Origin of the sequence: Halomonas sp. YLB-10, from assembly GCF_003856855.1 — a bacterium.
Classification (GTDB): Bacteria; Pseudomonadota; Gammaproteobacteria; order Pseudomonadales; family Halomonadaceae; genus Halomonas; species Halomonas litopenaei.
Genome location: NZ_RRCU01000002.1, coordinates 582295 through 607256 on the forward strand (window position 1 = coordinate 582295; position 24962 = coordinate 607256).

Here is a 24962-nt window from a genome sequence, read left to right on the forward strand (position 1 = left end):
GACTATTCAATCACTCGATCGATGATAAGCGCGACAGGATCCATGTCCGGGCCGCCTACTGCAACCCCTTGTCGTTCACCCATGAGATCGCCGGCCTGGGGCTGGGCCTGGCCGCTGGACGATACGCGCGCCAGCAGACGTACCTCATCGACCTGCGCGAGGCTTGCCATGGGCGACATGGCATCGCTGGCGTCAAGCGTCAGACTGGCCGGCAGGTCGGCCAGGGTCAGGCGCTCGATGGCCAGCGGCGGCAACTTGCCTTCGCTGTCCCGCGCCACCACGAACACCGTGGTCTCCGGCGCTAGACGCCCGACCAGTTCATCGGCCAGCGACAGGCTGACCAGGACATTGCGCTCGCTCGCCGCAGGGGCCAGGCGTTGCTCGGCCTGGGCGACGCCCTGGCGCATGGCCTCGGACAACGGCGAGTCGTCTGCCGTCGACAGACCACGCCGCCAGAAGCCCAGGGCGCCCTGATAGTCCTCGTTCTGAAAGGCCTCGACCCCCAGAAACCACATGGCCGAGGGCAGATTCGGCGCCTCACGACTGGCCTCCCGGGACAGCGCCAGAATACGATCGTCGAGCCGCCCTTCGTTGATGAAGTACTGCATCTTGGCCAACTCGCCGATCCACCAGGGTGAACGCCCCTCCAGCGCAAGCACACGCTCGATGGCATCGCTGGCCTGGGCGTAGGCGCCGCTGTCGCGGTAAAGCGGATACAGCGTCTGCCACACGCGAGGGTTGTCGGGTTGGCTCTCGGCCTGCTGCTCGAGGCGCTGGATCATCAGCGCGAGGCTGGCCTCGGGGTCGTTGCGTACCTCTTCGATGGCCTGATACAGCACCAGGTCGCCCTCGGCGCCCTCCCAGCGGTACCACACCACGCTGACCACCACCACCGCCACCAGCACCAGCGGCACCGCCAGCTTGCCCGCAGCGGCAGACTTCAGCGGCGAGCGCTTGAGCCGCTCGGTGTCATCGAGCAGGCTGCGCTGGAGTTCACTGAGATCCTCGTCGAAGCGTGCTGCGTCGATGTCTCCCCGAGACTTGGCCGCTTCCAGCGACGCCACCCGACGACGATAGACCGCCACGTTCTGGGCGGCGGCGTCATCGCTGTCCTCCAGCGCACGTTGCAGGCGTTCCACCTTCGCCGCACGGCGCAGGGGCAGGATCAGCAGCCAGGCCGCGAGCAGCAGCAGAACGGAAAAGGCCAGCCATAACAGGGTCATGCGGATCCCTCTCTATCGATCAGGTCGTCCAGGCGCGCCTGCTCCTCGGCGGACAGCCTGCGTACCTGGGTGCGTCGCCGTGAGCGGATGATCAGCCACAGCACCAGGGCGCCGATGACGACCAGCGCGCCGGGCAGCCCCCACAGCAGCAGGGTGCGCCCCTCGAGACGCGGATTGTAGAGGACATAGTCGCCGAAGCGCTGGACCATGAAGTCGATGATCTCCTTGTCCGAGCGGCCGTCCTGAAGCTGGGCGTAGACCCGCTCGCGCATGTCGGCGGCGATCGGCGAGTTGGAGTCGCCGATGGCCTGGTTCTCGCACTTGGGGCAGCGCAGGGTGGCGGTCAGCTCCTGATAGCGCTTTTCGGTCACCGGGTTGTCGAAGCCGCGTACCTCGATGGCTTCCGCCCGAGCGTCGAGCGCAGCGACAAGCATCAACAGCCCCAGCACCATGCCCGCCAGCCAGCCAAGGCCCGAGCCAGGCAGATTACGTGCACGGGCGCTGCGGTCGTCGCCGCTAGCGCCGCACAGATCGATCAACGCCATTTTTCCACCTCCGGCAAGATGATCTTCTCCACATCGTCGGCGGTGATATAGCCGGTGTGGTGGTAGCGAATGATCCCCTCGGCGTCTACCAGAAAGGTCTCGGGAGCGCCGTAGACGCCGAGATCGAAGCCGAGGGTACCCTCGGGATCGAAGATATTGAACTCGAAGGGATTGCCGAACTGGGTCAGGAAGGCGCTTCCCCTGGCTCTGCGCTCGCCGTCGCTGGCACCTTCTTCCTTGTAGTCGACCCCGACCAGGCGTACCCCACGCTCGGCCAGATCCAGAAGCTGCGGCATCTCCTGACGACAGGTCGGACACCAGCTACCCCAGACATTGACCAGGGAAAGCTCGCCGGACAGCGCGTCCTGGCTCACCCGACGGTCGGGATCCTCGAGGGTCGACAGCTCGAAGTCGGGGAACTCTCTGGCCATCAACGCGGATTCCCTTTCAAAGGGGTTGATCGACAGCCCCTGATAGAGAAAGATCCCGAGCGCCAGAAACAGCACCAGCGGCAACAGCAATAAAAGTCGACGTTTCATGCACGGGTCTCCCTGGCCGTGACGACAATGACAGGAGCGAAGGCCAGCGGCTGACGATCTTTCATGATGCACTGGCCTCCCTGGCCGTCACGACAGGTTCGGGCTCACGTACGCTCAAGCGGCGACGGTAGCGCCTGTCGGCGACGGCGATGATGCCACCGGCGGCCATCAGCAGTGCGCCCAGCCACAGCCAGCGCACGAAGGGCTTGATCTGCACCCTGAGCGCCCAGCTGCCGTCGTCGAGCTCCTCGCCCATGGCCACGTAGAGGTCGTGGAACAGGCCAGGCCGCAGCGCCACCTGGGTCATCGGCATGCCGCGCGCGATGTACAGGCGCTTCTCCGGGTGCATCTCGAAGCTTGCGCTGGCGCCCTCTCGGGTCACCTCGATGGTGGCCGCGTCGGAGACATAGTTCGGCCCACGACGCTCGTCCAGCGCCGTCATGTGAAAGCCGATGCCGTTGACCTCGACGCGGTCACCGACATTCATGCGCACGTTGCGCTCCACCGAATAGTTGGACACCAGGGCGACCCCGATGATGGTCACGGCAAGCCCCAGATGGCCGAGCACCATGCCCCAGTAGGCAGGCGTCAGGCGCTTGAGGGCACCAAGGCGCGAGCCGGCTCGGGAGGTCTTGCCCCACAGGTCGCGCACCAGCGACAGCACCAGCCACAGCGCCGCGACCAGGCCCAGCGACGCCTTCAGGTTCCACTGCCCGGTGTAGACCAGCGGCGCCGCCACGCCGATGACCAGAGCGCCGAGACCGGCGATCCACAGGCGGGTCAGCAGCTCGCGCCCGGCCATGCGCTTCCAGCGGGCGCTGGGGCCAAGCCCCATGAACACGCAAAGCAATACGGTCAGGGGCACGAACAGGGCGTTGAAGTAGGGAGGCCCCACGCTGATCTTGCCCAGGTTCAGCGCGTCGAGCAGCAGCGGATAGACGGTCCCGAGCAGCACCGTCACCGTCATCACCACCAGCAGGATGTTGTTGACCAGCAACAGGGCATCGCGGGATACCCAGTTGAAGCCTCCGGGCTGGCTGACCCGTGGCGCGCGCAGGGCGAAGATCAACAGTGACAGGCCCACGGTGATGCCCAGCAGCACCAGAATGAACAGGCCCCGCGAAGGATCATTGGCGAAGGCGTGCACCGAGGTCAGCACCCCTGAGCGCACCAGGAAGGTGCCCATCAGCGACAGCGAGAAGGTGGTGATCGCCAGCAGCACCGTCCAGCTCTTGAAGGTGCCGCGCTTTTCGGTCACCGCCAGGGAGTGGATCAGCGCGGTGCCGGCGAGCCAGGGCAGCAGCGAGGCGTTCTCCACCGGGTCCCAGAACCACCAGCCGCCCCAGCCCAGTTCGTAGTAGGCCCACCAGCTACCGAGCGCGATGCCGACGGTGAGAAAGGCCCAGGCGATATTGGTCCAGGGGCGCACCCAACGGGTCCAGGCGCTATCCAGGCGTCCGCCCAGCAGCGCAGCGATGGCAAAGGCGAAGACCACGCTGAAGCCCACGTAACCCATGTACAGCATCGGCGGATGGATGATCAGACCGACGTCCTGCAGCAGCGGATTGAGGTCGGCGCCGTCGGCGGGGATATTCGGCAGCGAACGCTCGAAGGGGTTGGAAGTGATCAGCACAAAGGCCAGAAAGCCCACGCTGACCAGCCCCATCACGCCGAGCACGCGCGCCACCATGTCCGGTGGCAGCCCCCGGGAGAAGCAGCCCACGGCGAAGGTCCAGACTCCGAGGATCAGGCTCCACAGCAGCACCGAGCCTTCGTGGTTGCCCCACACCGCGCTGAACTTGTAGTACCAGGGCAATAGCGAGTTGGCGTTGTTGGCGACGTTGACCACGCTGAAGTCGTCGAGCATGTAGCTCGCCGTCAGACAGCCGTAGGCGATCAACAGAAAGGCCAGCTGGCCCGCCGCCATCGGCCGCGCGTAGGCCATCCACAGCGGGCGCCGAGTGGCAGCCCCGGCCAGCGGCAGCACCGCCTGCACGCAGGCCATCAGCAGCGCCACGATCAGCGCGTAGTGTCCGATTTCCGGAATCATCTTGATCAGCATGGATTCACCTTGGCCCGCCTTCCGTCCGCGTCAGTCCACTGGCGCCTGGCTCTGCGACTGAATCGCGTGGGCCCATGGGCCCGGAACGCCTGCGTTATGGTCGATTGACCCTGTCCCCTTCTGGCTCGAAGAAACGCCTTCGGCCCTGCCCCCCTCGGGCAAACAAGGCCCCGCACCACGGAGCCCTGTTGTCGGGATACCTTTTTTGTCGATGCACGCAGCCTACTGCGACGTGCCTGGGCCCGCCTGCTTGTAGTCTGCCGGCGAATAGCCGGCGTCTTCCAATGCCTCGGCGACCTCGGGCGGCATATAGTTCTCGTCGTGCTTGGCCAGCACCTTGTCGGCCGCGATATAGCCGTCGCCGGTCAGTTCGCCGACCACCACCACGCCCTGCCCCTCGCGAAACAGGTCCGGCAGGATGCCGCTGTAGCGCACCTCGACATCGTCGACGTAGTCGGTGACCACGAAGCTGACGTCCAGGCTGTCACTGTCACGATGGACGCTGCCTTCCTTGACCATCCCGCCGGCACGTAGCTGCCGGTCCACGGGGGCTTCTCCGGCGGCAATCTGCACCGGGCTGAAGAACAGGTTGATGTTGGAGCGCAGGGCGTACAGGGTCAGTCCCACCGCCACCGCACACAGCGCCACCAGTCCAAGCACCAGCAGCATCTTATTTCGGCGTTTAGCCCTCATCTTGATCCTCCGAGGGGGAACTTGCGACCGCGGCGTCACGCCTCAGCCGGCGGCGCAAGGTGCGCCGAACACCGCGGCTTTCACCGCGAACCAGAATCACGCTCAACAGCAGAAAGCCCAGGGTCGCACCCCAGGCGGTCCACACATAGGGGCCGTGGCTGCCCATGCTGACCAGCTCGGCCAGCGATTCGAAAGCCATCATGGACGCTCCTCGAACAGCTCTTTCACCCAGCGCTTGTGGCCTTCACGGCGCAGGATCTCGGTACGGGTGCGGGTCAGGGTGAAGGCCGCGAAGAAGGCGTAGAATCCCAGCACCATGATCAACAGCGGCATCCACATCTCGACCGGCATCGCCGGGCGTTCGGTGATGGTGAAGCTGGCGGGCTGGTGCAAGGTATTCCACCACTCCACCGAGTACTTGATGATGGGTATGTTGATCACCCCCACCATGGCCAGCACCGACGCCGCCTTGGCGCCGCTCTGGGGGCGGGCGAAGGCGCGCCGGATCAGCATCACGCCAAGATACAGAAACAGCAGGATCAGCATCGAGGTAAGGCGGGCGTCCCACTGCCACCAGGTGCCCCAGGTAGGCTTGCCCCAGACCGACCCCGACAGCAAGGCGATGGCGGTCATGGCGGCGCCCAGCGGCGCCATCATCGCTGCCGCCATGTCGGCGATCTTGATCTTCCAGACCATGAACACGAAGCCGGAGGCGGCCAGCGCCATGAAGATCGACTGGGCCAGGAAGGCCGCAGGCACGTGCACGTAGATGATGCGAAAGCTGTTGCCCTGCTGGTAGTCCGCCGGAGCGAAGGCCAGCCCCCAGACGCTGCCGACCAGGATCAGCGCCAGCGCCAGCGCCCAGCACCAGGGAGAGAGACGCGCGGCTATGCCGTAGAACCAGCGCGGCGATCCCAGCTTGTGAAAGAAGGCCCACATGAGCGTTGTACCTCGATCAACCTTGAATTCGTGATGGCCACGACGGCCCGATCAACCATGGATACTGATGCGCAGCGACGCGGCAATGGCCACAGGAGCCGCCATCAGCGCTACCGACAACAGCGCGCCGATCACCGCCAGGTGCCCAAGCCATTCCCCGCCGCCCAGCGCCGCGCCCATGGCGCCGGTGCCGAAGATCAGCACCGGCATGAAAAGTGGCAACACCAGAAGCGACAGCAGCATGCCACCACGCGCCAGCCCCACCGTCAGCCCTGCGCCGATGGCACCAATCAGGCTGATGCAGCCACTTCCCAGTGCCAGGGTCGCGCTCAGCGCCAGGTAGCTGCCCTGGGGCAATGCCAGCAGCACCCCCAGCAAGGGGGCCATCAACGCCAGCGGTAGCCCGGTGGTCAACCAGTGCACGGCGACCTTGGCCAGCACCAGCAGCGACAGCGGGTGCGGTGCAAGCAACAGTTGCTCCAGGGTGCCGTCCTCGAAGTCGCCACGAAACAAGCCGTCCAGCGACAGCAGTGCCGACAGCAAGGCGGCCACCCACAACACGCCAGGGGCGATCAGCGCCAGGCGTTCGGGTTCCGGCGAGATCCCCAGTGGAAACAGGGTGATCACCATGGCGAAGAACACCAGCGGGGTCAGGGCGTCACCCGGTCGACGGGCGACCGCCGTCAAGTCACGGCGGAAGGTGGCAGCCATCGCGCGACCAAGGCCATCACCGGCCTCTCTGACCGGCTCGGCGGCTTCGATCGACCCAGACGTCGGTGTGTTCATGAAGCCACCTGTCGTTGTCCGTCCAGGGTCAGCCGGCGCACGCCAGGCACATTGGACAGCGGATGGTGGGTGGTGACCAGCACCGCGCCGCCGCTGGCGGCATGGTTGGCCAGGCGGCGCTCCAGGGCGGCCACGCCGGCCACATCGATCGCGGTAAAAGGTTCGTCCAGCACCCACAGGGCACGGCGACTCGACACCAGACGAGCCAGGGTCACCCGGCGCTTCTGGCCGGCCGATAGCTGGGCGGTGGGGACGTCCTCGAAGCCGGCCAGGCCGACTTCGGCCAGGGCCGCCTCGAGCTCGGCATCGGGGCGCCCCTCGCCCCCCAGCGCCTGATACCAACGCAGGTTTTCCAGGGCACTCAGGTTGGCCTTGATACCCGGGGCATGGCCCAGATACAGCAGGTTGGCCAGCAGGTCGGCGCGGGCGCGGGGCAGCGCCCGCCCCTGCCAGCGCACCTCTCCATCGACGTCGGCGATCTGGCCGCACAGGATCTTCAACAGCGTGGTCTTTCCACTGCCGTTGGGTCCCTCGACTCGGAGCACTTCCCCCGCCTTGAGGACAACATCCAATCCTCGAAACAACCAGCGGCCATCGCGCTCACAGGCCAGTTGTCGGGCTTCAAGACACAGACGCAAAGGGCACTCCACAACCAGGGACGGGGCAGCAAATCACGCACAGACTTTACACCGATTGCACTACCCGAACCAGACAGCCAGCGCAGCTGACAGCCGCAATCGCACAGGCAATGCACCTTTCGTTGATCCATGGCACTTGCACGAGCGGCGAGGCCTGCTATCTTTCACATACTGTATGAATCGACAGTATCAAGATCCCTCGACGTTAACACCAATCGCCACCCGCTACTCCATCCCGTGACAGCCCGACCCTCACAACAAGGGAGACCCCGCGCCATGGATATCGCGACCTGCCAGTTCCTCGAACGCCTGCCCAACCTGCCCATCGCCGACAGCTGGGCTCCCGTCGACTCCACCTCGGATGCCCTGGTGGAGGTCCCCCTGCTGGGGCAGGTATCCGCCGGCATGCCGATCGAGGCCTGCCTGGACAACGCCACCCTCCAGGTGCCATCGCGCATGGTCAGGCGCAACACCTACGCCCTCAAGGTGTGCGGCAACTCGATGATCGATTGCAATATCTTCGACGGCGATGTGATCATCATCGAACGCCAGGAAAGCGCCGAGAACGGCGAAACGGCGGTGGTGATGATCAATGACCAGGAGGTCACCCTGAAAAAGCTCTATATCGAGAAGAATGGTGTTCGCCTGCAGCCGGCCAACGAGACCATGCCCCCGATCTACCTGAAGAACAGTGACATCCGCGTGCTGGGCCTGGTCATGGGTGTCGCCCGCCAGGAAGAAATGGCCGCCTGATGCGCTACCCGATACCCGAGCTTGCCCCCGGTGAGTGGCACGAAAGCGAGATCGAGGTGGAAAAGAGCCGCTTTATCGCCTGGGTGGCCCACGCCCCCAAGGTGGCGGACTTCGAAGCGCTGCTGGCCGAGGCTCGCAGGCAGCATCCCAATGCCAGCCATCATTGCAGCGCCTACATCGCAGGCCCGCCCGGGGAGCAGGTGCACATTGGCTTCTCCGATGACGGCGAGCCGGGCGGTACCGCCGGCCGACCGATGTTTCAGGCACTCGATGGCGATGGCATCGGCCAGGTGGGCGCGGTGGTGACCCGCTACTTCGGCGGCACCAAACTCGGTACCGGCGGACTCGCCCGCGCCTATACCCAGGCGCTGGTCACGGCGCTGGAAAGCCTGCCCAGGGGCGAATGCATCGAGCGCCGCCCACTCAAGATACGGGTCGACTTTGCCGGCGAGGCCGACGCCCGGCAGTGGTGCCAGGCGCAGGATATCCCGGTGCAGGCGGTGGACTACGGGGCCGAAGGCGTCACCTTGACCCTGGGCTGGCCCAGTGAACGGACCACCGACCTGAGCGAGCTCAGCACTCGCCTGAAGGGCCGCATCGAGTCCCTGGACCATCAGGCAGGCTAGGCCCGCTCGATGCTAACGTCGAGGGAGCCTCCAGCCCCGTATGATCCGCCTCCGGGGCCGGTCTGACGCGGCCCCTGCTAAAGCGGCCTTTCCAGGACGGCGTGTTCGTCCTTGGTGAGAGCGTCCTCTCCAGACGAGACAGCGTCTTCACCGATATAGCGTCTGCGCTTATCGGCCTTGAGCCGTGCCACGTCGACCACCACCAGGCCATCGATGCAGTAGCCGAAGGCGGTATCCACGCCGAAGGCCTTGAAGCTGACGCCGCCAGGTTCGGCCACCTCCACGTACTGCTTGTAGAGCGCCGGCACCCCCGCCCCCATGGCCTGCAGGGCGCCTTTCAAGCGCTGAAAGTCCTCGCCGGCCTCGTTGCCGGCGAACAGTCGATCCGCCTCCTCGCGCCCGGCGCGCGACATCGTGCACACCGCCTTGGCCCGGATCGGGCTGTCACCGTCCCCGTGGTAGTGCCGGTAGTAGCTGACCAGCAGGTCCTTGGCCAGGGGCGGTAGATGATTGGGAATGGTCACCGGCCCGAACAGCCAGCGCACCTCGGGATGATGGCGCAGGTAGGCGCCAAGACCATGCCAGAGATAGTCGAGACTGCGACGTCCCCAGTAGCGTGGCTGGACAAAGCTGCGGCCCAGCTCAAGCCCGTGGCGCCAGCGATCCATCGGCGCCTGTTCGAGATGAAAGATGGTGGCGCTGTAGAGCCCTTCGATGCCTTTGCTATCGAGGATGCGCCCGACCTCACCGAGACGATAGGCCCCGGCGATTTCCAGGTCACGATCGTCCCACAGCACCAGATGACGATAGTGCTCGTCGTACTCGTCCAGATCCCGCTTCTTGCCGGTGCCCTCGCCGACCCGGCGAAAGGCAATTTCACGCAGCCGCCCGATCTCACGCATCACCGCAGAGTCGGGACGATGGTCAAACAGCAGGATCTGCTTGCCGTCAGGCGTCCTGCCCAGCACCTCGGCGTCGACCAGCTCCTCTCGCAGGTGCTGGCGATTTTCCGGATGGGCGATGCCGGCCTCGGAGACGAACACGCCCTTGCGTCCCCGCCCCAGACGGTAGACGTGCTTGCGCAGCAGCTTGAGCTTGGCGACGGTGGCCAGGTCCTCGCGGTCGAAGCGTGACAGCGGGATCTCGCCCCCCACCTTGAGCGTGATGTGCCGCCCTTTCTGGCGGAACATCTCGTGGGGCAACAGCAGCGTGCCCAGCGGCGAGTACAGCGAGGCCAACGAGTAGAACAGCGAGGAGTTGCGACCGCCCACGTGCACCGGCAGGATCGGCGCATTGGTGCGCCGGGCCGCGTGCAGGAAACCTGACAGCCAGTTGCCGTCCTTTACCCCCTTGGGCCCCGCCCGCGACACCTCGCCGGCGGGGAAGACGATCACCGCCTGTTCATCGTCGAGGGCATCGACGATGCCCTGCAGGCTCTTGCGAAAGCCCCTGCGCGACAGGTTGTCCACCGGCAGCAGCAACGGTGCCAACGGCGAAAGCTGCATCAACAGGTCATTGGCGACGATTTTCACGTCAGGGCGTACATCCGCCACCATGCGTACCAGCGCCAGCCCATCCAGAGCACCGAGGGGATGATTGGCGACGATCACCACCCTGCCGGCGACCGGAATGTTGTCGCGATCACGCGACGACAGCGAATAGCCGAAGTTCAGCTGATCGAGCACCGCGTCGATGAACTCGAGCCCTCCGGCGCGGCGATGACGCTCGAGAAAGGCATTGATCTCGCGCTCGTGCACCAGGCCCTTGAGGCCGGCGCTCAACAGGCGGCGGCACCAGGCTGGCCAGCTCTGTGCCTTCGGCACCTTGGCCATCAAGGCCTTTTCGACATCGATCATGCCCGTCCTCTGTCGGTGGCAATAGCCGCCAGACTAGAAAGCGCGCATGACAGCACCGTGGCGATCGCGTGTAAGCGGGATGACGGGCTCGACCAGAGTCAGCTACAAAAGCAGCGCCCCCACCTGGCGGCGGGGGCGCTGCGTTCGGTCAAACCTGGGCTGCGGGCCCGGATGACTCTACTCCCGGGTCTTGATCACCATCCCGGGACCATCATGTCGGGGACCCGATCATCATCCCAGGTACTTGATCATCACCCCGGCGGCCACTGCCGAGCCGATGACACCAGCAACATTGGGCCCCATTGCGTGCATCAGCAGGAAGTTGTGGGGATTGGACTCGAGCCCCACCTTGTTGGACACCCGCGCCGCCATGGGCACCGCCGAGACACCGGCGGAGCCGATCAACGGGTTGATCGGATGCTTGCTGATGAGGTTGAGCAGCTTGGCCATCAGCACACCGCAGGCGGTGCCTATGGCAAAGGCCACCATGCCGAGCCCGAGGATGCCCAGGGTCTCCACCGCCAGGAAGCGGTCGGCCATCAGCTTGGAGCCAACCGACAGTCCGAGGAAGATGGTCACGATGTTGATCAGGGCGTTCTGCGCCGTGTCCGAGAGCCGTTCGACCACCCCGCACTCACGCATCAGGTTGCCGAAGCAGAACATCCCGAGCAGCGGCGCCGCATCCGGCAGGAACAGTACCACCAGGATCAGCAGTGCCAGCGGAAACACGATCTTCTCGAGCTTCGACACCGGACGCAGCTGGGTCATGGCGATGCTGCGCTCCTTCTGGGTGGTCAACGCCTTCATGATAGGCGGCTGGATCAACGGCACCAGCGCCATGTAGGAGTAGGACGCCACCGCGATGGCACCCAGCAGCTCGGGGGCCAGAATGCTCGAGACATAGATCGAGGTCGGACCGTCGGCTCCACCGATGATGCCGATGGCCGCAGCCTGGTTGAGGCTGAAGTCCATCCAGCCCATGGCGGTCATGCCCACCGCCCCGATCAGAGTGGCGAAGATGCCGAACTGGGCAGCGGCGCCGAGGAACAGGGTGCGCGGGTTGGCCAGCAGCGGACCGAAGTCGGTCATCGCGCCGACCCCCATGAAGATCACCAGCGGCGCGATACCGGAGGCGATGGCCACGCTGTAGAACTGATACAGCATGCCATGGGAATAGCCCCCATCCATGGCCAGGTCGTTGGCGGTACGAAGCAGCGCCGGCGAGATATCACCGTGCAGCGTCTCGCTGATGGCGTAGCGCCAGGTATCCACGTCGGCGCCCGCCGGCAGGCTGGTGCCGAGCGCCTGGGCCATCTGCGCCAGCAGCTCGGGACGGCCCAGGTGGGCCGCCTGCTCTGCCGCCGACAACGCCAGCCCTGCCTCGGGAATATTGGCCAGGATGCCGCCGAAGCCGATCGGCACCAGCAACAGCGGTTCGAACTTCTTGGCGATGGCCAGCCACAAGAGCAGCAGGCCCACCACCAGCATCACCGCCTGGCCCAGGGTCAGGTTGTACAGCCCGGAGCCGTACCATAGGGTCAGAATCTTCTCCATGGGAGGTCCTTAAAGCACGATCAGGGTGTCGCCGACGGAGACGCTGTCGCCCTCGGCGACCTGGACGTCAGACACGGTGCCGGCAGCGGCAGCGCGGACCTCGGTCTCCATCTTCATCGCCTCGAGGATGACCACCACGTCACCCTCGGCCACGCTGTCGCCGGGCTTGACGTTGACCTTGAAGATGTTGCCGGCCAGCGGTGCATCGATGGTCTCGCCGGAGGAAGCTGCCGGCGCCGCCGGTGCAGCGTCAGAAGAGCCAGCGGCGGGCGCTTCCTTGACCTGGGAAATGTCGCCACCCTCGGCGACCTCGACCACGTAGGCGGTGCCGTTGACCTTGACGGTGTAGGTCTCAGGTCCGGCGGTACCAGCCTTGGCCGCCGGCGCCTTGGCGGGCGCAGCGGGCGTCGCCGCCTCGACGCTGGGCGCGGGTTCGAAGGCGTCGGGGTTGTCACGGTTCTTGAGGAACTTGAGCCCGATCTGCGGGAACAGTGCGTAGGTCAGAACGTCGTCTACCTGACGCTCGCCTTCGGCCAGGCGGATGCCGTCGTCCTTGGCCTTGGCGGCCAGCTCATCGGTCAACCGCGACATCTCGGGATCCAGTCGATCCGCGGGACGTTCGGTGATCGGCGAGGCACCGTCCAGCACCCGGCTCTGCAATTCGCTGTCGAAGTCCGCCGGCGCAGCGCCGTACTCGCCCTTGAGCAGCGCCTGCACCTCCTTGGAGATGGACTTGTAGCGCTCCCCCATCATCACGTTCATCACCGCCTGGGTGCCGACGATCTGGGAGGTGGGGGTCACCAGCGGAATATAGCCGAGGTCTTCACGGACCCGAGGAATCTCCTTGAGCACCTCATCGAGACGGTCACCGGCGCCCTGCTCCTTCAACTGGCCTTCCATGTTGGTGAGCATGCCACCGGGCACCTGGGCCACCAGAATGCGCGAGTCGATGCCCTTGAGCGAGCCCTCGAAAGCGGCGTACTTCTTGCGCACCTCACGGAAGTAGGCGGCGATATCTTCCAGGGCCTCCAGGTCCAGGCCGGTATCGCGCTCGGTGTCCTTGAGCATCGCCACCAGCGATTCGGTGGGGCTGTGGCCGTAGGTCATCGACATCGAGGAGATGGCGGTATCGACGTTGTCGACGCCTGCCTCGGCGGCCTTGAGCGCGGTCGCCGACGAAAGCCCGGTAGTGGCGTGGCAGTGCAGATGGATGCGAATATTCAGCGCCGACTTGAGCTTGGTGACAAGCTCGAAGGCGTCATAGGGAGTCAGAAGCCCCGCCATGTCCTTGATCGCCAGGGAGTCGGCGCCCATGTCGGCGATGGACTTGGCCAATTCCACCCAGCTGTCCAGGGTGTGCACCGGGCTCTTGGTGTAGGAGATGGTACCCTGAGCATGGCCATCGTTGGCCTTGACCGCCTGGATCGCACGCTCGAGGTTACGTGGGTCGTTCATCGCATCGAACACGCGGAAGACATCGACCCCGTTGGTCTTGGCGCGCTCGACGAAGCGATCGACCACGTCATCGGCGTAGTGGCGATAGCCCAACAGGTTCTGGCCCCGCAGCAACATCTGCTGGGGCGTATTGGGCATGGCTTCCTTCAACGCCCGTATCCGCTCCCACGGATCTTCGCCGAGGTAGCGGATACAGGCGTCAAAGGTGGCGCCGCCCCAGGATTCCAGCGACCAGAAGCCGATCTTGTCGAGCTTCTCGGCGATGGGCAGCATGTCGTCGATACGCATGCGGGTGGCGAACAGAGACTGATGGGCGTCGCGTAGCACGACATCGGTGATGCCTAGCGGGCGTGCAGATTCGCTCATGGCTGGGTCCTTATCGTTATGAAGCGCTTTGTCGAAATTCACGGTCAGGGTCGTCGCCTGGTACGGACGACCTCAGCGACGCTGGCGGTAGCGGTGAACCGCGGCCGAGATCGCCGCCATCACCGCATCGTCCTGGCCCGGCGCGGCGGGTGCCGCCTCGCGCTTGGGCGCCTCGACCGGCACCGGTTCGGGAAAGTAGCGACCGATGACACGAGACATCAGCGTGGTGGTGATCACCAGCACCGTAAGAAAAACAAAAACAAAACCCATGCCGAGCGCCATCAGGCTGAGGCCCTCGTTGAGCAACTGAGTGTCTTGCATGCGGGATCCTCCGCGTTGTAGCGCCAAAGTTGCCTTGATCTTTCTGGATCATACGGCTTGCGCAAAAATTTTGATGCTATACCCTGCCACATCCCCGGCACAGCACCATGGTCTAAAGGTAGCAGTTTTGGTTGTTAAATTACTACATAAACAGGGGCTAGACGAAGGTCGCATCGGGCTCGCGCCCATGGAGGGCGTGATCGACGCCCATACCCGCGACCTGCTGACCCGTGACGCCGGCTTCGACTGGACGGTCACCGAGTTCGTACGGGTGGTGGACGCGCGTCTGCCGCCTCGAGTGTTCTACAAGCACTGCCCGGAACTGGCGACCGAGGGCGTCATCACCCCCAACCACATCCCGGTGCACCTGCAACTGCTCGGCTCCGACCCCGACGCCCTGGCCGCCAATGCCCGCCAGGCGCTACGCCTCGGCGCCATCAGCCTGGACTTGAACTTCGGCTGCCCAGCCAAGCTGGTCAACCGCCATGACGGCGGCGCCTCATTGTTGCGCGATCCGCGACGCCTGGAGCGTGCCGTGGACGCCGTCCACCGTGCCGTGGGCGACAGCATCCCGGTCACCGCCAAGATCCGCCTGGGCTTCTCCGACCGCCGCCGGGCGCTGGACTGCGCCCTGGCCGCCGAGGCCGCCGGCGCCACCCAACTGGTGGTGCATGCCCGCACCCGGGACGAGGGCTATCGCCCGCCGGCCCATTGGGAGTGGATCGGCCGCATCAACCAGCGCCTGCGCATCCCGGTCGTCGCCAACGGCGACATCTGGACCCTCGAGGACTACTGGAAGGCACGCACCCTGTCCGGCTGTCGCGACGTCATGCTTGGCCGCGGCGCCCTGGCCGACCCGAAACTCGCCCCGCGCATCCGCCACTGGCAGCGCACCGGAGAGCGCCTGCCGGCCACGACATGGGCCGAGCGTGCCGACATCCTGACGTCCTATGCTGCAATGCAGCGTACCACACTCCCGGCAAAAGTGGTGGTGTCCCTACTAAAGCAGTGGATGAACCACATGAAGGCGCGCGATCGCGAGGCCGCCTCCCGCTTTCAGGCCCTGCGACGCATCACCGACCTCGATGAATTCCTTGCGGGGCTCGGCGCCCAGCACCCTGAACCAGGCCCCGTCACGGCTCCAGACGCCACACTGCGCCAGAATCTCGTCTCCCCCAAGCACCGAAGCGAGGCAGTCGCCGCCGCCCAATAGGGATAGGCAGGCCAACCTCCCCTCCCAGAAAGGAATCTGATCGGAGCAGCGCCTAGCTCTTGTCCTTGAGATCGGCCCAATCCACATCGGGATCACGCCGCCCGTGGGCGCCTGCATAGGCCGGAGATTCGGGCGGCTGCCACTGCGCCAGCCGTTCGGACTCGACCTCGAACACTTCCACCGCCAAGGGGTGGCAGGTGGACAGCGGATCCCTGGCGTCCGGCCCCCATAGATCCACCGACAGATCGCCACCGGGACAGCAGGACAGCGCGCACAACAGGTCGATCTCGGCGAACAGCTCAAGATAGTCCCCAGGCCGCGCCGGGCAGGCCTTCATGAAGTACTGGTCATCGTCGTTGAGCCCGGTGCACTGGAAGACATTGAGCACGTCATGCACGTCAAACTCGGTCAACCCCCAGGGTGCGACCGCCCTCACCAGGTTGGAATGGCAGTGAAAATCGAAGTCCTCGCCGGTCAACAGGCGATTGACGTAGGGATCACAGCGGGTTCCCAGCAGGTCATGCACGCGCCCGCCTTCGGCGTCCTCACCGTAGCCAGCCAGGGTGTCGTCGATGATGGTGGCCATGGGGCGCAGAAAGGGCAGCGTCGACCACAGCCTGTCGTAGGTGCTGACATGGGCCCGCTGCAGCTGACGGGTGCGCGAGGCCCACATGCGCTCGCGCGGGTCATGGCGATGCCACATGTTGAAGTCACCGACCTGGGCGCCATCGACGATGGCGATGCGAAAGACCTGCCCCGCCTTGACCTCCCAGGCCAGCCCATCACGAATCGGCACCCGGTGACTGGCCACCCGCCGCCGCCTCCCCGCCCGCTCGGTCAGGCCGTCATAGAAGGCGCAATCCACGTCGAGCACTGACCCCCTGGTCGCCTGATACGCCGCCGCCACCTTGCCGCCCATGCGCCACCCTCCCGATGCGTGAATGTCAGGCTTCAGCCTAGACCAGGCCAGGGAAGACAACGACCGACGCTCGACACAGCACCGTTCATAACGAATCGACGCCAGTCGGCCGGTCAGCCGGTCAGCACGAAACTTGTCTGGAAACTTGTCTGGAAATTGGGCAGGAAACAGCATAAAAAAAGGCGCCCATCTCGCGACAGGCGCCTAAACGATCGCAACCGGCAGTAGCGGCCAGCCGGTCAGCACGAAACTGGACAGGAAACTTGGCAGGAAACAGAAAACCCGCCCTCCGAAGAGAGCGGGTCTGAATCTGGCGCGCCCGGGAGGATTCGAACCTCCGACCACCTGATTCGTAGTCAGGTACTCTATCCAGCTGAGCTACGGGCGCGTAGGCAATGAAATTCATTGCGATGTCGTATTCCAGGAAACTATCGGAATGCAACCTGGGAGAAGATGGCGCGCCCGGGAGGATTCGAACCTCCGACCACCTGATTCGTAGTCAGGTACTCTATCCAGCTGAGCTACGGGCGCGTATCAATCTCTTGATGCACCAGGCATCCAACATGCCTGATCATCGGTACCCATGAAGCCGCTTCACGACATGCATCGTAAAATGGCGGAGAGGGAGGGATTCGAACCCTCGATGAGGCTATAAACCCCATACTCCCTTAGCAGGGGAGCGCCTTCAGCCACTCGGCCACCTCTCCCTCATCGGCACGGTGCGTATCCTACCGAGACGTAAGGCCTTTGTCCAGCCCGAGGCGAAAAAAGTTCTCCGCTCGGCCACCACCTTCACTCATCATCGGCAGCGCCATCGTCAGCCTTCTCGCGCTGGATGCGCTGGTAGATCTCTTCACGGTGGACGGCAACGTCCTTGGGCGCATTCACGCCGATACGCACTTGATTTCCCTTCACCCCCAGAACGGTGACGGTGATATCGTCCCCGATCATCAGGGTTTCGCCGACGCGGCGTGTCAGGATGAGCATGACTGATCTCCTTCTCAGACTTGTTACGTGAGTCGCTACGCCGTCACGCTTCCGGACGACGTGCCCTCTTTCTTGGTGGCGAGCACTAGCGACTCATGACACCTGATTGTGCCGTTTAAGGGAAGCCCCCGGCCGAATTGGCGAGGGGGACTCCTTAAAGCGTAGAAGGTGTGCGCCGCGCCGAGAAACTTATTCGCTCTCGATATCGGCCTTGTCGAGACCAAATGCCTTGTGCAGCGCACGTACTGCCAATTCCATCTGCTTCTCGTCGATCACCACGGAGATCTTGATCTCCGAGGTCGAGACCATGCGGATGTTGATGTTTTCCTCGGACAGCACGCGGAACATCTTCGAGGCGACCCCGGCGTGTGAGCGCATACCCACCCCTACCAGAGACACCTTGGCGATATTATCGTCGCCACGCAACTCGCCACCGCCCAGATCGGGGATGACCTGCTGCTCGAGGATGCGCATGGTCTGCTTGTAGTCACCCTTGGCTACGGTGAAAGTGAAGTCGGTGTAGTCACCGGCCGGCGCCACGTTCTGCACGATCATGTCGATCTCGATGTTGGCGTCGGCGATCGGGCCCAGGATGCGCGAGGCCACGCCCGGCACGTCCGGCGTGTTGAGCAGGGTCAGCTTGGCTTCGTTGGCGGTGAAGGCGATGCCTGAGATCAGCGGTTCTTCCATGGAATCCTCGTCTTGTTCGGAGTCTGCAACGATCAGGGTGCCGGGGCCGTCCTCGAAACTGGACAGCACGCGCAGCGGAACATTGTACTTGCCGGCAAATTCGACGGCGCGAATCTGCAACACCTTGGAGCCGAGGCTGGCAAGCTCCAGCATCTCCTCCACGGTGATCGAATCCAGGCGCTGGGCCTTGGAGCAGACCCGCGGGTCGGTGGTGTAGACGCCGTCCACATCGGTGTAGATCTGGCACTCGTCGGCCTTGAGCGCGGCCGCCAGCGCCACACCGGTGGTGTCCGAGCCGCCACGACCCAGGGTGGTGATATTGCCTTCCTCATCGACCCCCTGGAAGCCGGCGACCACCACCACCTGGCCAGCGTCCAGGTCTTCGCGCATCTCGTCGGTCTCGATGCGCTGGATACGCGCCTTGGTGTGGGCGCTGTCGGTCATGATGCCGACCTGAGAGCCGGTGTAGGACGTTGCCGGCACGTCCAGCTTGTGCAGCGCCATCGCCAGCAGCGAGATGGTCACCTGCTCGCCGGTGGACACCAGCATGTCCATCTCACGGGGGGTCGGCTCGTCGTTGATCTCGTTGGCCATCCCGATCAGGCGGTTGGTCTCGCCGCTCATGGCGGAGACCACCACCACGACCTGATGGCCCTGGTCGCGGAAGCCCTTGACCTTCTCGGCCACGGCCTTGATGCGCTCCACCGAGCCGACCGACGTCCCACCGAACTTCTGTACGTATAGTGCCATATGCCGTCTTCCTCGCTCGTTGGATTCAATGAATGAAACTGTTGTCTCTGCGAAGTTTTGTCAGGGCAGAAAAAAGGGCCGGGGACCCTCTCGAGCCCCCGACCCCAGAGGGATCACAATTTGGCGTCCACCCAGGCCGGGACGCTCTCCAGCGCCGCCGGCAGTGCATTGACGTCGCTACCGCCGGCCTGGGCCATGTCGGCACGACCGCCGCCCTTGCCGCCGACCTGTCCGGCGACGTGATTGACAAGCTCCCCGGCCTTGACCCTGGCGGTCAGATCATCGGTCACCCCGGCGATCAGGCTGACCTTGCCGGCGGCCTCGTCGGCCACCCCCAGCACGATGATGCCGGAGCCAAGCTTGTTCTTGAGCTGGTCAAGCACGCCACGCAATTCCTTGCCCGACACGCCATCCAGGTGCGTCGCCAGTACCTTGACGCCCTGAACCTCTGTGGCGCTTGCCAGCATGTCGCTGCCGGCGGCGCTGGCGAGCTTGGCCTTGAGCCGCTCGAGCTCCTTCTCCAGGCCGCGATTACGCTCGACCAGGCTGTCGACGCGCTCCTCGAGCTGCTCGGGCTTGGCCTTGAGGCGCTCGGCCACACGCGCAAGGCGCGCCTCCTGTTCGCCGAAGTAGGCCAGCGCGCCCTCACCGGTGATCGCCTCGATCCGACGCACGCCTGAGGCGATGCCGCTCTCGGCGACGATATGACAGCAGCCGATGTCGCCACTGCGGGCCACGTGGGTACCACCACACAGCTCGATGGAGAAGTCATCGGCACCGATGGTCAGCACCCGCACGCTGTCGGCGTACTTGGCCTCGAACAGGGCAGCGGCGCCCTTCTCCTTGGCCTCATCGAGGGTCATGCTCTCGATCCGGGTCGGCGCATTGGCCAGCACCTGCTGGTTGACCAGGCGCTCCACTTCCTTGAGCTGTTCGGCGCTCATTGCCTCGAAGTGGCTGAAGTCGAAACGCAGGCGCTCAGGCGTCACCAGCGAGCCCTTCTGCTGGACATGATCGCCCAGCACCAGACGCAGGGCCTTGTGCAGCAGGTGGGTCGCCGAGTGGTTACGCACCGTCGCCGCACGCAGGCTCTCGTCCACCTGGGGCGTGACCTCGCTGCCGACCACCAGCTCACCTTCGAGCAACACCCCCTGATGCAGGTGATGCCCCGCCTGTTTCTGGGTGTCCTTGACCAGGAACCGTCCGCCCTCGACGTTCAGGTAGCCGGTATCACCGACCTGACCCCCGGACTCGCCGTAGAAGGGGGTGCGGTCCAGCACCACCACGGCGGGATGCTCAGGCGTCAGGCGCTCGAGCGCATTGCCTTCGCTGTCATAGAGCGCGACCACCCTGGCGTTGTCCTCGAGGCGATCGTAGCCGGTGAACTCGGTCTGGCCCTCGAGCTCGATGGTGGCGCTGTACTCGGCGCCGAACTGGCTGGCCGCCCGGGCCCGCTCACGCTGCGCCTCGAGCTCCCGCTCGAAGCCTTCGGCATCCAGGGTGACGCCCCGCTCACGGCAGACATCGGCGGTAAGGTCATAGGGAAAGCCGTAGGTGTCGTAGAGCTTGAACACCGTCTCGCCCGGCAGGGTGTCACCGTCGAGCGCGGCCAGCGCCTGCTCCAGCAGGCCCATGCCATGATCCAGGGTGCGAGCGAACTGCTCTTCTTCCTTCAGCAACACGCGCTCGATCTGTGCGCGAGCCTGGCGCAGTTCCGGGTAGGCCTCGCCCATCTCGGCGTCCAGCGCCGCCACCAGGCGATGGAAGAAGGCTCCCTGGGCGCCCAGCTTGTGACCATGGCGGATTGCCCGGCGAATGATCCGCCTGAGCACGTAACCACGACCTTCGTTGGAAGGCAGCACGCCGTCCGCGATCAGGAAGGCACAGGAACGGATATGGTCGGCGATCACGCGCAGCGACGGCGCCTCCAGGTCGCTCGCACCGGTCGCCTCGGCGGCGGCCTTGAGCAGATTCTGGAACAGGTCGATCTCGTAGTTGGAGTGGACCCCCTGCATGACCGCGGCGATGCGCTCCAGCCCCATGCCGGTATCGATGGACGGCTTGGGCAGCGGCTTCATCTCGCCGCTGGCGTCGCGATCGAACTGCATGAACACCAGGTTCCAGATCTCGATGTAGCGATCACCGTCTTCCTCCGGACTGCCGGGAGGGCCGCCCCACACCTCGGCGCCATGATCGTAGAAGATCTCGGAGCTGGGTCCGCAGGGGCCGGTGTCGCCCATCTGCCAGAAGTTGTCTTCGTCCAGCTTGGAGAAGCGCTCGGGATCGATACCGATCTCGTCTTTCCAGATGCGTTCGGCCTCATCATCACTGACGTGGACGGTGACCCACAGCTTCTCCTTGGGCAGTCCCAGCACCTCGGTCAGGAAGGTCCAGGCAAAGCCGATGGCGTCGCGCTTGAAGTAGTCGCCGAAGCTGAAGTTGCCCAGCATCTCGAAGAAGGTGTGATGACGCGCGGTGTAACCGACGTTGTCCAGATCGTTGTGCTTGCCACCGGCACGCACGCAGCGCTGGGAGGAGGTAGCCCGCACATAGTCCCTAGGGTCACGCCCGAGAAAGACGTCCTTGAACGGCACCATGCCGGCGTTGGTGAACAACAGCGTCGGATCGTTGCCCGGCACCAGCGAACTGGACGGCACGCGGGTATGACCCTGTTCTTCGAAGAACCTCAGAAAGGCCTGTCTGATATCTGCGCTTTTCATGAAATATCCGTGGCGATGAGCGATAGAGCGCGTCGAACCGGCCCACTGCCGTGGCACGCCGGAGCATCCGAGCATGAAACCGCGACCCGGGACTGTCGCAAAAGGGGACATTATAGCGTAGTTGTCAAGCGACTAAAGTGGGTCGTGCAAAACCGCATCCGAGAAGGCCCGTCTGGCGGCGGTTCAATGATCGCCGAGGGCCCGTATCGCCTCGCGCACCTGGTCGAAGTCGAAACCGCGCCCGGCCAGAAAGCGTTCACGCCGAGCACGTTCCCTGGGATCCGCTGGCAGCTCTCGGCCGAAGCGCCGCTCCAGCGCTTCGCTGGCCAGTCGATACCAGTCGACGGACTCCTCGCGCTCCAGTTCCGCCAGCGCCTCCCTGGCCAGCGCTCGATCGACGCCCCTCTGGCCCAGTTCCGCCAGCATCTTCACCGGCCCCTGCCCCCGCATCAACCGACCGCGCAGAAAGCTCTCGGCGAAGCGCCGGTCGCTCTGCAGACCTTGATCGGCCAGCGCTTCCAGGGCCTGGTCAATGTCCTCGAGGACGTGACCCTTGGCCAGCAATCGCCCTCGCAGCTCTTCACGGCCGTATTCGCGTCGAGCGAGCAGATCGATGGCGTGCTCGCGTGGGGACATCTGGCTGGCAGCCTTGTGCATGTCATCTCCTGTTGGCACGGGACGGCGAGCACCGACGGCGCGAGCCCCCTTTCACAAACGCCTCGGGCCCCTGTCGAGGGGCCCGAGGAAAGTCGTACGTTGCGACGTCACAGGCCGGCGTGCCGGCCTGCCGCGAGTCGACCTGCTACAGCAGATCGTCGCCAAGGTCGTCGCCAGCGGGCGCCGCGGCTTCCGCTTCCTTCTCGCTCTTCTTCGGCTCCGGCTGGGTCAGCAGCTGGGCACGAATCTGGGACTCGATCTCTTCCATGATGGCCGGGTTGTCCTCGAGGAACTGGGCGGCGTTGGCCTTGCCCTGGCCGATCTTGTTGCCCTGATAGCTGTACCAGGCGCCGGCCTTGTCCACCAGCTTGCACTGAACGCCAAGGTCCACCACCTCGCCGGCGTGGTAGATGCCCTTGCCGTAGAGGATCTGGAATTCGGCCTGACGGAAGGGCGGCGCCACCTTGTTCTTGACCACCTTGACCCGGGTCTCGTTGCCGGTGACCTCGTCGCCCTGCTTGACCGAGCCGGTACGACGGATATCCAGACGCACGCTCGAGTAGAACTTCAGGGCGTTACCGCCGGTGGTGGTCTCGGGGCTACCGAACATCACCCCGATCTTCATGCGGATCTGGTTGATGAACACCACCATGCAGTTGGCGTTCTTGATATTGCCGGTGATCTTGCGCAGCGCCTGGGACATCAGTCGGGCCTGCAGGCCGACGTGGGAGTCGCCCATCTCGCCTTCGATCTCGGCTCTGGGCGTCAGCGCCGCCACCGAGTCGATGATGATCACGTCGACGCCACCGGAACGCACCAGCATGTCGCAGATTTCCAGCGCCTGCTCACCGGTATCCGGCTGCGACACCAGCAGATCATCCAGATTGACGCCAAGCTTCTCGGCGTAGCTGGGATCGAGGGCATGCTCGGCGTCGATAAAGGCGCAGGTCTTGCCGTCCTTCTGGGCCTGGGCGATCACCGACAGTGTCAGGGTGGTCTTGCCCGAGGACTCCGGACCAAAGATCTCCACCACTCGACCATAGGGCAGACCGCCGATGCCAAGTGCGATATCGAGACCCAACGAGCCGGTGGATACCGACGGCATCACCACCCTGGGAGCGTCTCCCAGACGCATCACCGTACCCTTGCCGAACTGGCGATCGATCTGGGAAAGGGCGGCGTCCAGCGCCTTGCTGCGGTTCTGATCCTGCGCCATTACGGAGCTCCTGTAGACAATGGATCGGGGTCGAGCGCCTTGCCCGAGTCCCCATCGGGCCCTGCGCCGGACCCTGGCAATTACTGTATGACTGAACAGTAGTATGACGAAATTTGCGGACGACGACCAGCCCTTCGAGGTGACAAATCGAGCGCATAGGGCAAATCAATAGTGGATGAGGGGTTGATCGCTGCACCGCCACAGCCGCGGGGCCGGAACGCTTGCGCCCCACGCCCGGCACACGGCGCTGGACGCTACACCCCTAGGCACCTCAAGGGCTCCGCCTGCTGGGCTCAGGTCAGGCTTTCGAGCCGCCTGATCAGGCCTTCGAGCGCATGGACCACGGCGGCCTGGCGAACCTCATCGCGACCGCCGGCAAAGCGCTGCCGATCGGCCTCGAGCCGCCCGTCGACGGCGAAGGCAAACCACACCGTACCGACAGGCTTTTCAGCGCTGCCGCCATCCGGACCGGCGACGCCACTGACCGAGACGCCAAGTCGGGCACCACTGTCGCGACAAGCGCCCTCTACCATCGCCTCCACCACCGGCTGACTGACGGCGCCGTGGGCGTCCAGAGTCTCGCCGGGAACCCCCAGCAGCCGCTGCTTGGCGGCGTTGGAATAGGTCACGTAGCCGGTCTCGAAGTAGCGTGAACTGCCGGCGATATCGGTAATGGCAGCGGCCACGCCGCCACCGGTACAGGACTCGGCGGCGGTCACCGAGACCCCACGCTCGACGCACAACTCACCCAGCCGAATCGCCAGGCGACGAACACGATCGTTTGCATTTGTCATCGCAGGGCCCGTCCCTTGTGGTGAAAACAGGGTGTCACGATACGACATCACGACAACAATGACAGGCTCGTCGTCGCCTCGGAAACGTCTTGCCACGACAACCGCGACAACAAGCCGACAGGTACAGCGCCCACCAACGCATCGCGGCGACCGAGGTCGCCGCGACTGTGATACCCGTCATCCAGGCAGGTTCAGCGCTTGGCAATGATCCAGATGGCGTGAACGATACCGGGAATATAGCCCAGCAGGGTCAGCAGGATATTGAGCCAGAAGTGCAGACCAAAGCCCACCTGCAGGAAGACGCCCAGCGGGGGCAGCAGGATCGCGAGAATAATGCGTACAACGTCCATATGACAGCTCCTTTGAATAGTCCGTGAAGACAGTTCCTTGTGGACGACTCCTTGAGAGAGTCCCGCAAGGGAAGAGAGTTCCTTGAAAATCGCTCCGCACTCACCAGAAAAGGCGTCGACCGATCACCCACAAGGGTAGACGGACACCCTCTGGCCCCACAAATGCTGCATCGTGGATACATCATGCTGACACGCCTGGCCCCCGGGAAGAAAGCCCGAGACGGATCTCGGCACAGCGGTACAGGCGCGCCCTGTGCCCATGCTATCCTTGACGCCTTTCGCCAGCGTCCCTCGCGATGCCGGCCCGCCG

The 24962-nt window shown here is 64.6% G+C and carries 24 protein-coding genes and 3 tRNA genes; 3 read left to right on the forward strand and 24 right to left on the reverse strand.

The genetic code is table 11. The features are described 5' to 3' along the window. Window positions 1-2: 2 nt before the first annotated feature. The 9 genes from ccmI to ccmA all read right to left on the reverse strand — a co-directional run bounded on the left by ccmI (window position 3) and on the right by ccmA (window position 7425). Window positions 3-1223 (reverse strand): c-type cytochrome biogenesis protein CcmI, encoded by a 1221-nt coding sequence (gene ccmI / locus EBB56_RS06410; protein ID WP_124803418.1) that lies wholly within the window; start codon window positions 1221-1223, stop codon window positions 3-5. Beyond that, entirely contained in the window at window positions 1220-1675 is a 456-nt protein-coding gene (locus tag EBB56_RS06415) for a cytochrome c-type biogenesis protein (protein ID WP_124803654.1), read from the reverse strand. The genes ccmI and EBB56_RS06415 overlap by 4 nt, the downstream gene beginning before the upstream one ends. Before the next feature lie 83 nt (window positions 1676-1758). Next, window positions 1759-2307, reverse strand: a complete 549-nt coding sequence (locus EBB56_RS06420) for a DsbE family thiol:disulfide interchange protein (protein WP_124803420.1) — start codon at window positions 2305-2307, stop codon at window positions 1759-1761. A gap of 61 nt (window positions 2308-2368) precedes the next feature. Further along, a complete protein-coding gene (locus EBB56_RS06425; protein ID WP_124803422.1) occupies window positions 2369-4369 on the reverse strand; it encodes a heme lyase CcmF/NrfE family subunit in 2001 nt (666 codons plus the stop codon). Between the two features lie 222 nt (window positions 4370-4591). Beyond that, window positions 4592-5062 carry a cytochrome c maturation protein CcmE gene (ccmE, locus tag EBB56_RS06430; protein WP_045991113.1) on the reverse strand — a complete coding sequence of 157 codons (471 nt, stop codon included), beginning with the start codon at window positions 5060-5062 and terminating at the stop codon, window positions 4592-4594. Continuing rightward, window positions 5052-5264 (reverse strand): heme exporter protein CcmD, encoded by a 213-nt coding sequence (gene ccmD / locus EBB56_RS06435; RefSeq protein WP_231498600.1) that lies wholly within the window; start codon window positions 5262-5264, stop codon window positions 5052-5054. The genes ccmE and ccmD overlap by 11 nt, the downstream gene beginning before the upstream one ends. Further along, window positions 5261-6001, reverse strand: coding sequence for a heme ABC transporter permease (locus tag EBB56_RS06440; protein WP_045991114.1), 741 nt, complete (start codon window positions 5999-6001; stop codon window positions 5261-5263). The genes ccmD and EBB56_RS06440 overlap by 4 nt, the downstream gene beginning before the upstream one ends. Before the next feature lie 51 nt (window positions 6002-6052). Next, the gene (gene ccmB / locus EBB56_RS06445; RefSeq protein WP_108449932.1) at window positions 6053-6787 is read right to left on the reverse strand and encodes a heme exporter protein CcmB; all 735 of its coding nucleotides are present in this window, start codon (window positions 6785-6787) and stop codon (window positions 6053-6055) included. Then, the gene (gene ccmA, locus EBB56_RS06450; RefSeq protein ID WP_045991116.1) at window positions 6784-7425 is read right to left on the reverse strand and encodes a cytochrome c biogenesis heme-transporting ATPase CcmA; all 642 of its coding nucleotides are present in this window, start codon (window positions 7423-7425) and stop codon (window positions 6784-6786) included. Before ccmA ends, ccmB begins: the two co-directional genes overlap by 4 nt. 276 nt (window positions 7426-7701) lie before the next feature. Between ccmA and lexA the strand changes: the two genes are divergently transcribed. Together lexA and EBB56_RS06460 are read left to right on the forward strand one after the other, a co-directional pair. Next, a complete protein-coding gene (lexA, locus tag EBB56_RS06455; protein ID WP_045991117.1) occupies window positions 7702-8178 on the forward strand; it encodes a transcriptional repressor LexA in 477 nt (158 codons plus the stop codon). Continuing rightward, window positions 8178-8804: a YigZ family protein gene (locus EBB56_RS06460; protein ID WP_124803424.1), complete on the forward strand. Its 627-nt coding sequence runs from the start codon at window positions 8178-8180 to the stop codon at window positions 8802-8804. The genes lexA and EBB56_RS06460 overlap by 1 nt, the downstream gene beginning before the upstream one ends. A 77-nt stretch (window positions 8805-8881) precedes the next feature. Here the strand turns inward: EBB56_RS06460 and EBB56_RS06465 are convergent, their stop codons facing one another. The 4 genes from EBB56_RS06465 to EBB56_RS06480 all read right to left on the reverse strand — a co-directional run bounded on the left by EBB56_RS06465 (window position 8882) and on the right by EBB56_RS06480 (window position 14356). After that, the gene (locus EBB56_RS06465; RefSeq protein ID WP_124803426.1) at window positions 8882-10660 is read right to left on the reverse strand and encodes a lysophospholipid acyltransferase family protein; all 1779 of its coding nucleotides are present in this window, start codon (window positions 10658-10660) and stop codon (window positions 8882-8884) included. Between the two features lie 231 nt (window positions 10661-10891). Next, entirely contained in the window at window positions 10892-12214 is a 1323-nt protein-coding gene (locus tag EBB56_RS06470) for a sodium ion-translocating decarboxylase subunit beta (RefSeq protein ID WP_045991120.1), read from the reverse strand. A gap of 9 nt (window positions 12215-12223) precedes the next feature. After that, window positions 12224-14035, reverse strand: coding sequence for a sodium-extruding oxaloacetate decarboxylase subunit alpha (gene oadA / locus EBB56_RS06475; RefSeq protein ID WP_108449928.1), 1812 nt, complete (start codon window positions 14033-14035; stop codon window positions 12224-12226). A 72-nt stretch (window positions 14036-14107) separates the two neighbouring features. Continuing rightward, window positions 14108-14356, reverse strand: a complete 249-nt coding sequence (locus EBB56_RS06480; RefSeq protein ID WP_124803428.1) for an OadG family protein — start codon at window positions 14354-14356, stop codon at window positions 14108-14110. Between the two features lie 187 nt (window positions 14357-14543). Here EBB56_RS06480 and EBB56_RS06485 point away from each other — a divergent pair, with 187 nt between their 5' ends. Beyond that, complete coding sequence (locus tag EBB56_RS06485) at window positions 14544-15569, forward strand: tRNA-dihydrouridine synthase (protein WP_124803430.1); 1026 nt, start codon at window positions 14544-14546, stop codon at window positions 15567-15569. Window positions 15570-15621: 52 nt separating this feature from the next. Here EBB56_RS06485 and EBB56_RS06490 read toward each other — a convergent pair whose 3' ends face one another. The 11 genes from EBB56_RS06490 to EBB56_RS06540 all read right to left on the reverse strand — a co-directional run bounded on the left by EBB56_RS06490 (window position 15622) and on the right by EBB56_RS06540 (window position 24652). After that, complete coding sequence (locus EBB56_RS06490) at window positions 15622-16488, reverse strand: DUF1989 domain-containing protein (RefSeq protein ID WP_124803432.1); 867 nt, start codon at window positions 16486-16488, stop codon at window positions 15622-15624. Between the two features lie 311 nt (window positions 16489-16799). Beyond that, window positions 16800-16876, reverse strand: a tRNA-Arg gene (locus EBB56_RS06495). A gap of 66 nt (window positions 16877-16942) precedes the next feature. Next, window positions 16943-17019 (reverse strand) — tRNA-Arg (locus EBB56_RS06500). An 83-nt stretch (window positions 17020-17102) separates the two neighbouring features. Next, a tRNA-Ser gene (locus tag EBB56_RS06505) sits at window positions 17103-17195 on the reverse strand. Between the two features lie 85 nt (window positions 17196-17280). Continuing rightward, a complete protein-coding gene (gene csrA, locus EBB56_RS06510) occupies window positions 17281-17475 on the reverse strand; it encodes a carbon storage regulator CsrA (RefSeq protein ID WP_045991125.1) in 195 nt (64 codons plus the stop codon). Between the two features lie 189 nt (window positions 17476-17664). After that, window positions 17665-18915: an aspartate kinase gene (locus EBB56_RS06515; RefSeq protein WP_045991126.1), complete on the reverse strand. Its 1251-nt coding sequence runs from the start codon at window positions 18913-18915 to the stop codon at window positions 17665-17667. Window positions 18916-19028: 113 nt separating this feature from the next. Then, a complete protein-coding gene (gene alaS / locus EBB56_RS06520; RefSeq protein WP_124803434.1) occupies window positions 19029-21635 on the reverse strand; it encodes an alanine--tRNA ligase in 2607 nt (868 codons plus the stop codon). 183 nt (window positions 21636-21818) lie between these two features. After that, entirely contained in the window at window positions 21819-22292 is a 474-nt protein-coding gene (locus EBB56_RS06525) for a regulatory protein RecX (protein WP_124803436.1), read from the reverse strand. A 145-nt stretch (window positions 22293-22437) separates the two neighbouring features. Beyond that, on the reverse strand, window positions 22438-23508 hold the full coding sequence (gene recA / locus EBB56_RS06530; RefSeq protein WP_045991129.1) for a recombinase RecA: 1071 nt from the start codon (window positions 23506-23508) through the stop codon (window positions 22438-22440). A gap of 293 nt (window positions 23509-23801) precedes the next feature. Continuing rightward, entirely contained in the window at window positions 23802-24302 is a 501-nt protein-coding gene (locus EBB56_RS06535; protein WP_108132317.1) for a CinA family protein, read from the reverse strand. 191 nt (window positions 24303-24493) lie between these two features. Next, on the reverse strand, window positions 24494-24652 hold the full coding sequence (locus EBB56_RS06540) for a YqaE/Pmp3 family membrane protein (RefSeq protein ID WP_045991131.1): 159 nt from the start codon (window positions 24650-24652) through the stop codon (window positions 24494-24496). Between the last annotated feature and the right edge of the window lie 310 nt (window positions 24653-24962).

What these genes read in the sequence shown, in the direction of transcription:
- EBB56_RS06425 (WP_124803422.1), bottom strand. Translation starts at nt 4,369, where the DNA reads ATGCTGATCAAGATGATTCCGGAAATCGGACACTACGCGCTGATCGTG.
- EBB56_RS06465 (WP_124803426.1), bottom strand. Translation starts at nt 10,660, where the DNA reads ATGATCGATGTCGAAAAGGCCTTGATGGCCAAGGTGCCGAAGGCACAG.
- EBB56_RS06525 (WP_124803436.1), bottom strand. Translation starts at nt 22,292, where the DNA reads ATGCACAAGGCTGCCAGCCAGATGTCCCCACGCGAGCACGCCATCGAT.
- EBB56_RS06480 (WP_124803428.1), bottom strand. Translation starts at nt 14,356, where the DNA reads ATGCAAGACACTCAGTTGCTCAACGAGGGCCTCAGCCTGATGGCGCTC.
- EBB56_RS06535 (WP_108132317.1), bottom strand. Translation starts at nt 24,302, where the DNA reads ATGACAAATGCAAACGATCGTGTTCGTCGCCTGGCGATTCGGCTGGGT.
- EBB56_RS06470 (WP_045991120.1), bottom strand. Translation starts at nt 12,214, where the DNA reads ATGGAGAAGATTCTGACCCTATGGTACGGCTCCGGGCTGTACAACCTG.
- EBB56_RS06420 (WP_124803420.1), bottom strand. Translation starts at nt 2,307, where the DNA reads ATGAAACGTCGACTTTTATTGCTGTTGCCGCTGGTGCTGTTTCTGGCG.
- oadA (WP_108449928.1), bottom strand. Translation starts at nt 14,035, where the DNA reads ATGAGCGAATCTGCACGCCCGCTAGGCATCACCGATGTCGTGCTACGC.
- lexA (WP_045991117.1), top strand. Translation starts at nt 7,702, where the DNA reads ATGGATATCGCGACCTGCCAGTTCCTCGAACGCCTGCCCAACCTGCCC.
- EBB56_RS06490 (WP_124803432.1), bottom strand. Translation starts at nt 16,488, where the DNA reads ATGGGCGGCAAGGTGGCGGCGGCGTATCAGGCGACCAGGGGGTCAGTG.
- EBB56_RS06460 (WP_124803424.1), top strand. Translation starts at nt 8,178, where the DNA reads ATGCGCTACCCGATACCCGAGCTTGCCCCCGGTGAGTGGCACGAAAGC.
- alaS (WP_124803434.1), bottom strand. Translation starts at nt 21,635, where the DNA reads ATGAAAAGCGCAGATATCAGACAGGCCTTTCTGAGGTTCTTCGAAGAA.
- EBB56_RS06415 (WP_124803654.1), bottom strand. Translation starts at nt 1,675, where the DNA reads ATGGTGCTGGGGCTGTTGATGCTTGTCGCTGCGCTCGACGCTCGGGCG.
- ccmB (WP_108449932.1), bottom strand. Translation starts at nt 6,787, where the DNA reads ATGAACACACCGACGTCTGGGTCGATCGAAGCCGCCGAGCCGGTCAGA.
- EBB56_RS06440 (WP_045991114.1), bottom strand. Translation starts at nt 6,001, where the DNA reads ATGTGGGCCTTCTTTCACAAGCTGGGATCGCCGCGCTGGTTCTACGGC.
- csrA (WP_045991125.1), bottom strand. Translation starts at nt 17,475, where the DNA reads ATGCTCATCCTGACACGCCGCGTCGGCGAAACCCTGATGATCGGGGAC.
- EBB56_RS06540 (WP_045991131.1), bottom strand. Translation starts at nt 24,652, where the DNA reads ATGGACGTTGTACGCATTATTCTCGCGATCCTGCTGCCCCCGCTGGGC.
- EBB56_RS06515 (WP_045991126.1), bottom strand. Translation starts at nt 18,915, where the DNA reads ATGGCACTATACGTACAGAAGTTCGGTGGGACGTCGGTCGGCTCGGTG.
- recA (WP_045991129.1), bottom strand. Translation starts at nt 23,508, where the DNA reads ATGGCGCAGGATCAGAACCGCAGCAAGGCGCTGGACGCCGCCCTTTCC.
- EBB56_RS06485 (WP_124803430.1), top strand. Translation starts at nt 14,544, where the DNA reads ATGGAGGGCGTGATCGACGCCCATACCCGCGACCTGCTGACCCGTGAC.
- ccmD (WP_231498600.1), bottom strand. Translation starts at nt 5,264, where the DNA reads ATGATGGCTTTCGAATCGCTGGCCGAGCTGGTCAGCATGGGCAGCCAC.
- ccmI (WP_124803418.1), bottom strand. Translation starts at nt 1,223, where the DNA reads ATGACCCTGTTATGGCTGGCCTTTTCCGTTCTGCTGCTGCTCGCGGCC.
- ccmE (WP_045991113.1), bottom strand. Translation starts at nt 5,062, where the DNA reads ATGAGGGCTAAACGCCGAAATAAGATGCTGCTGGTGCTTGGACTGGTG.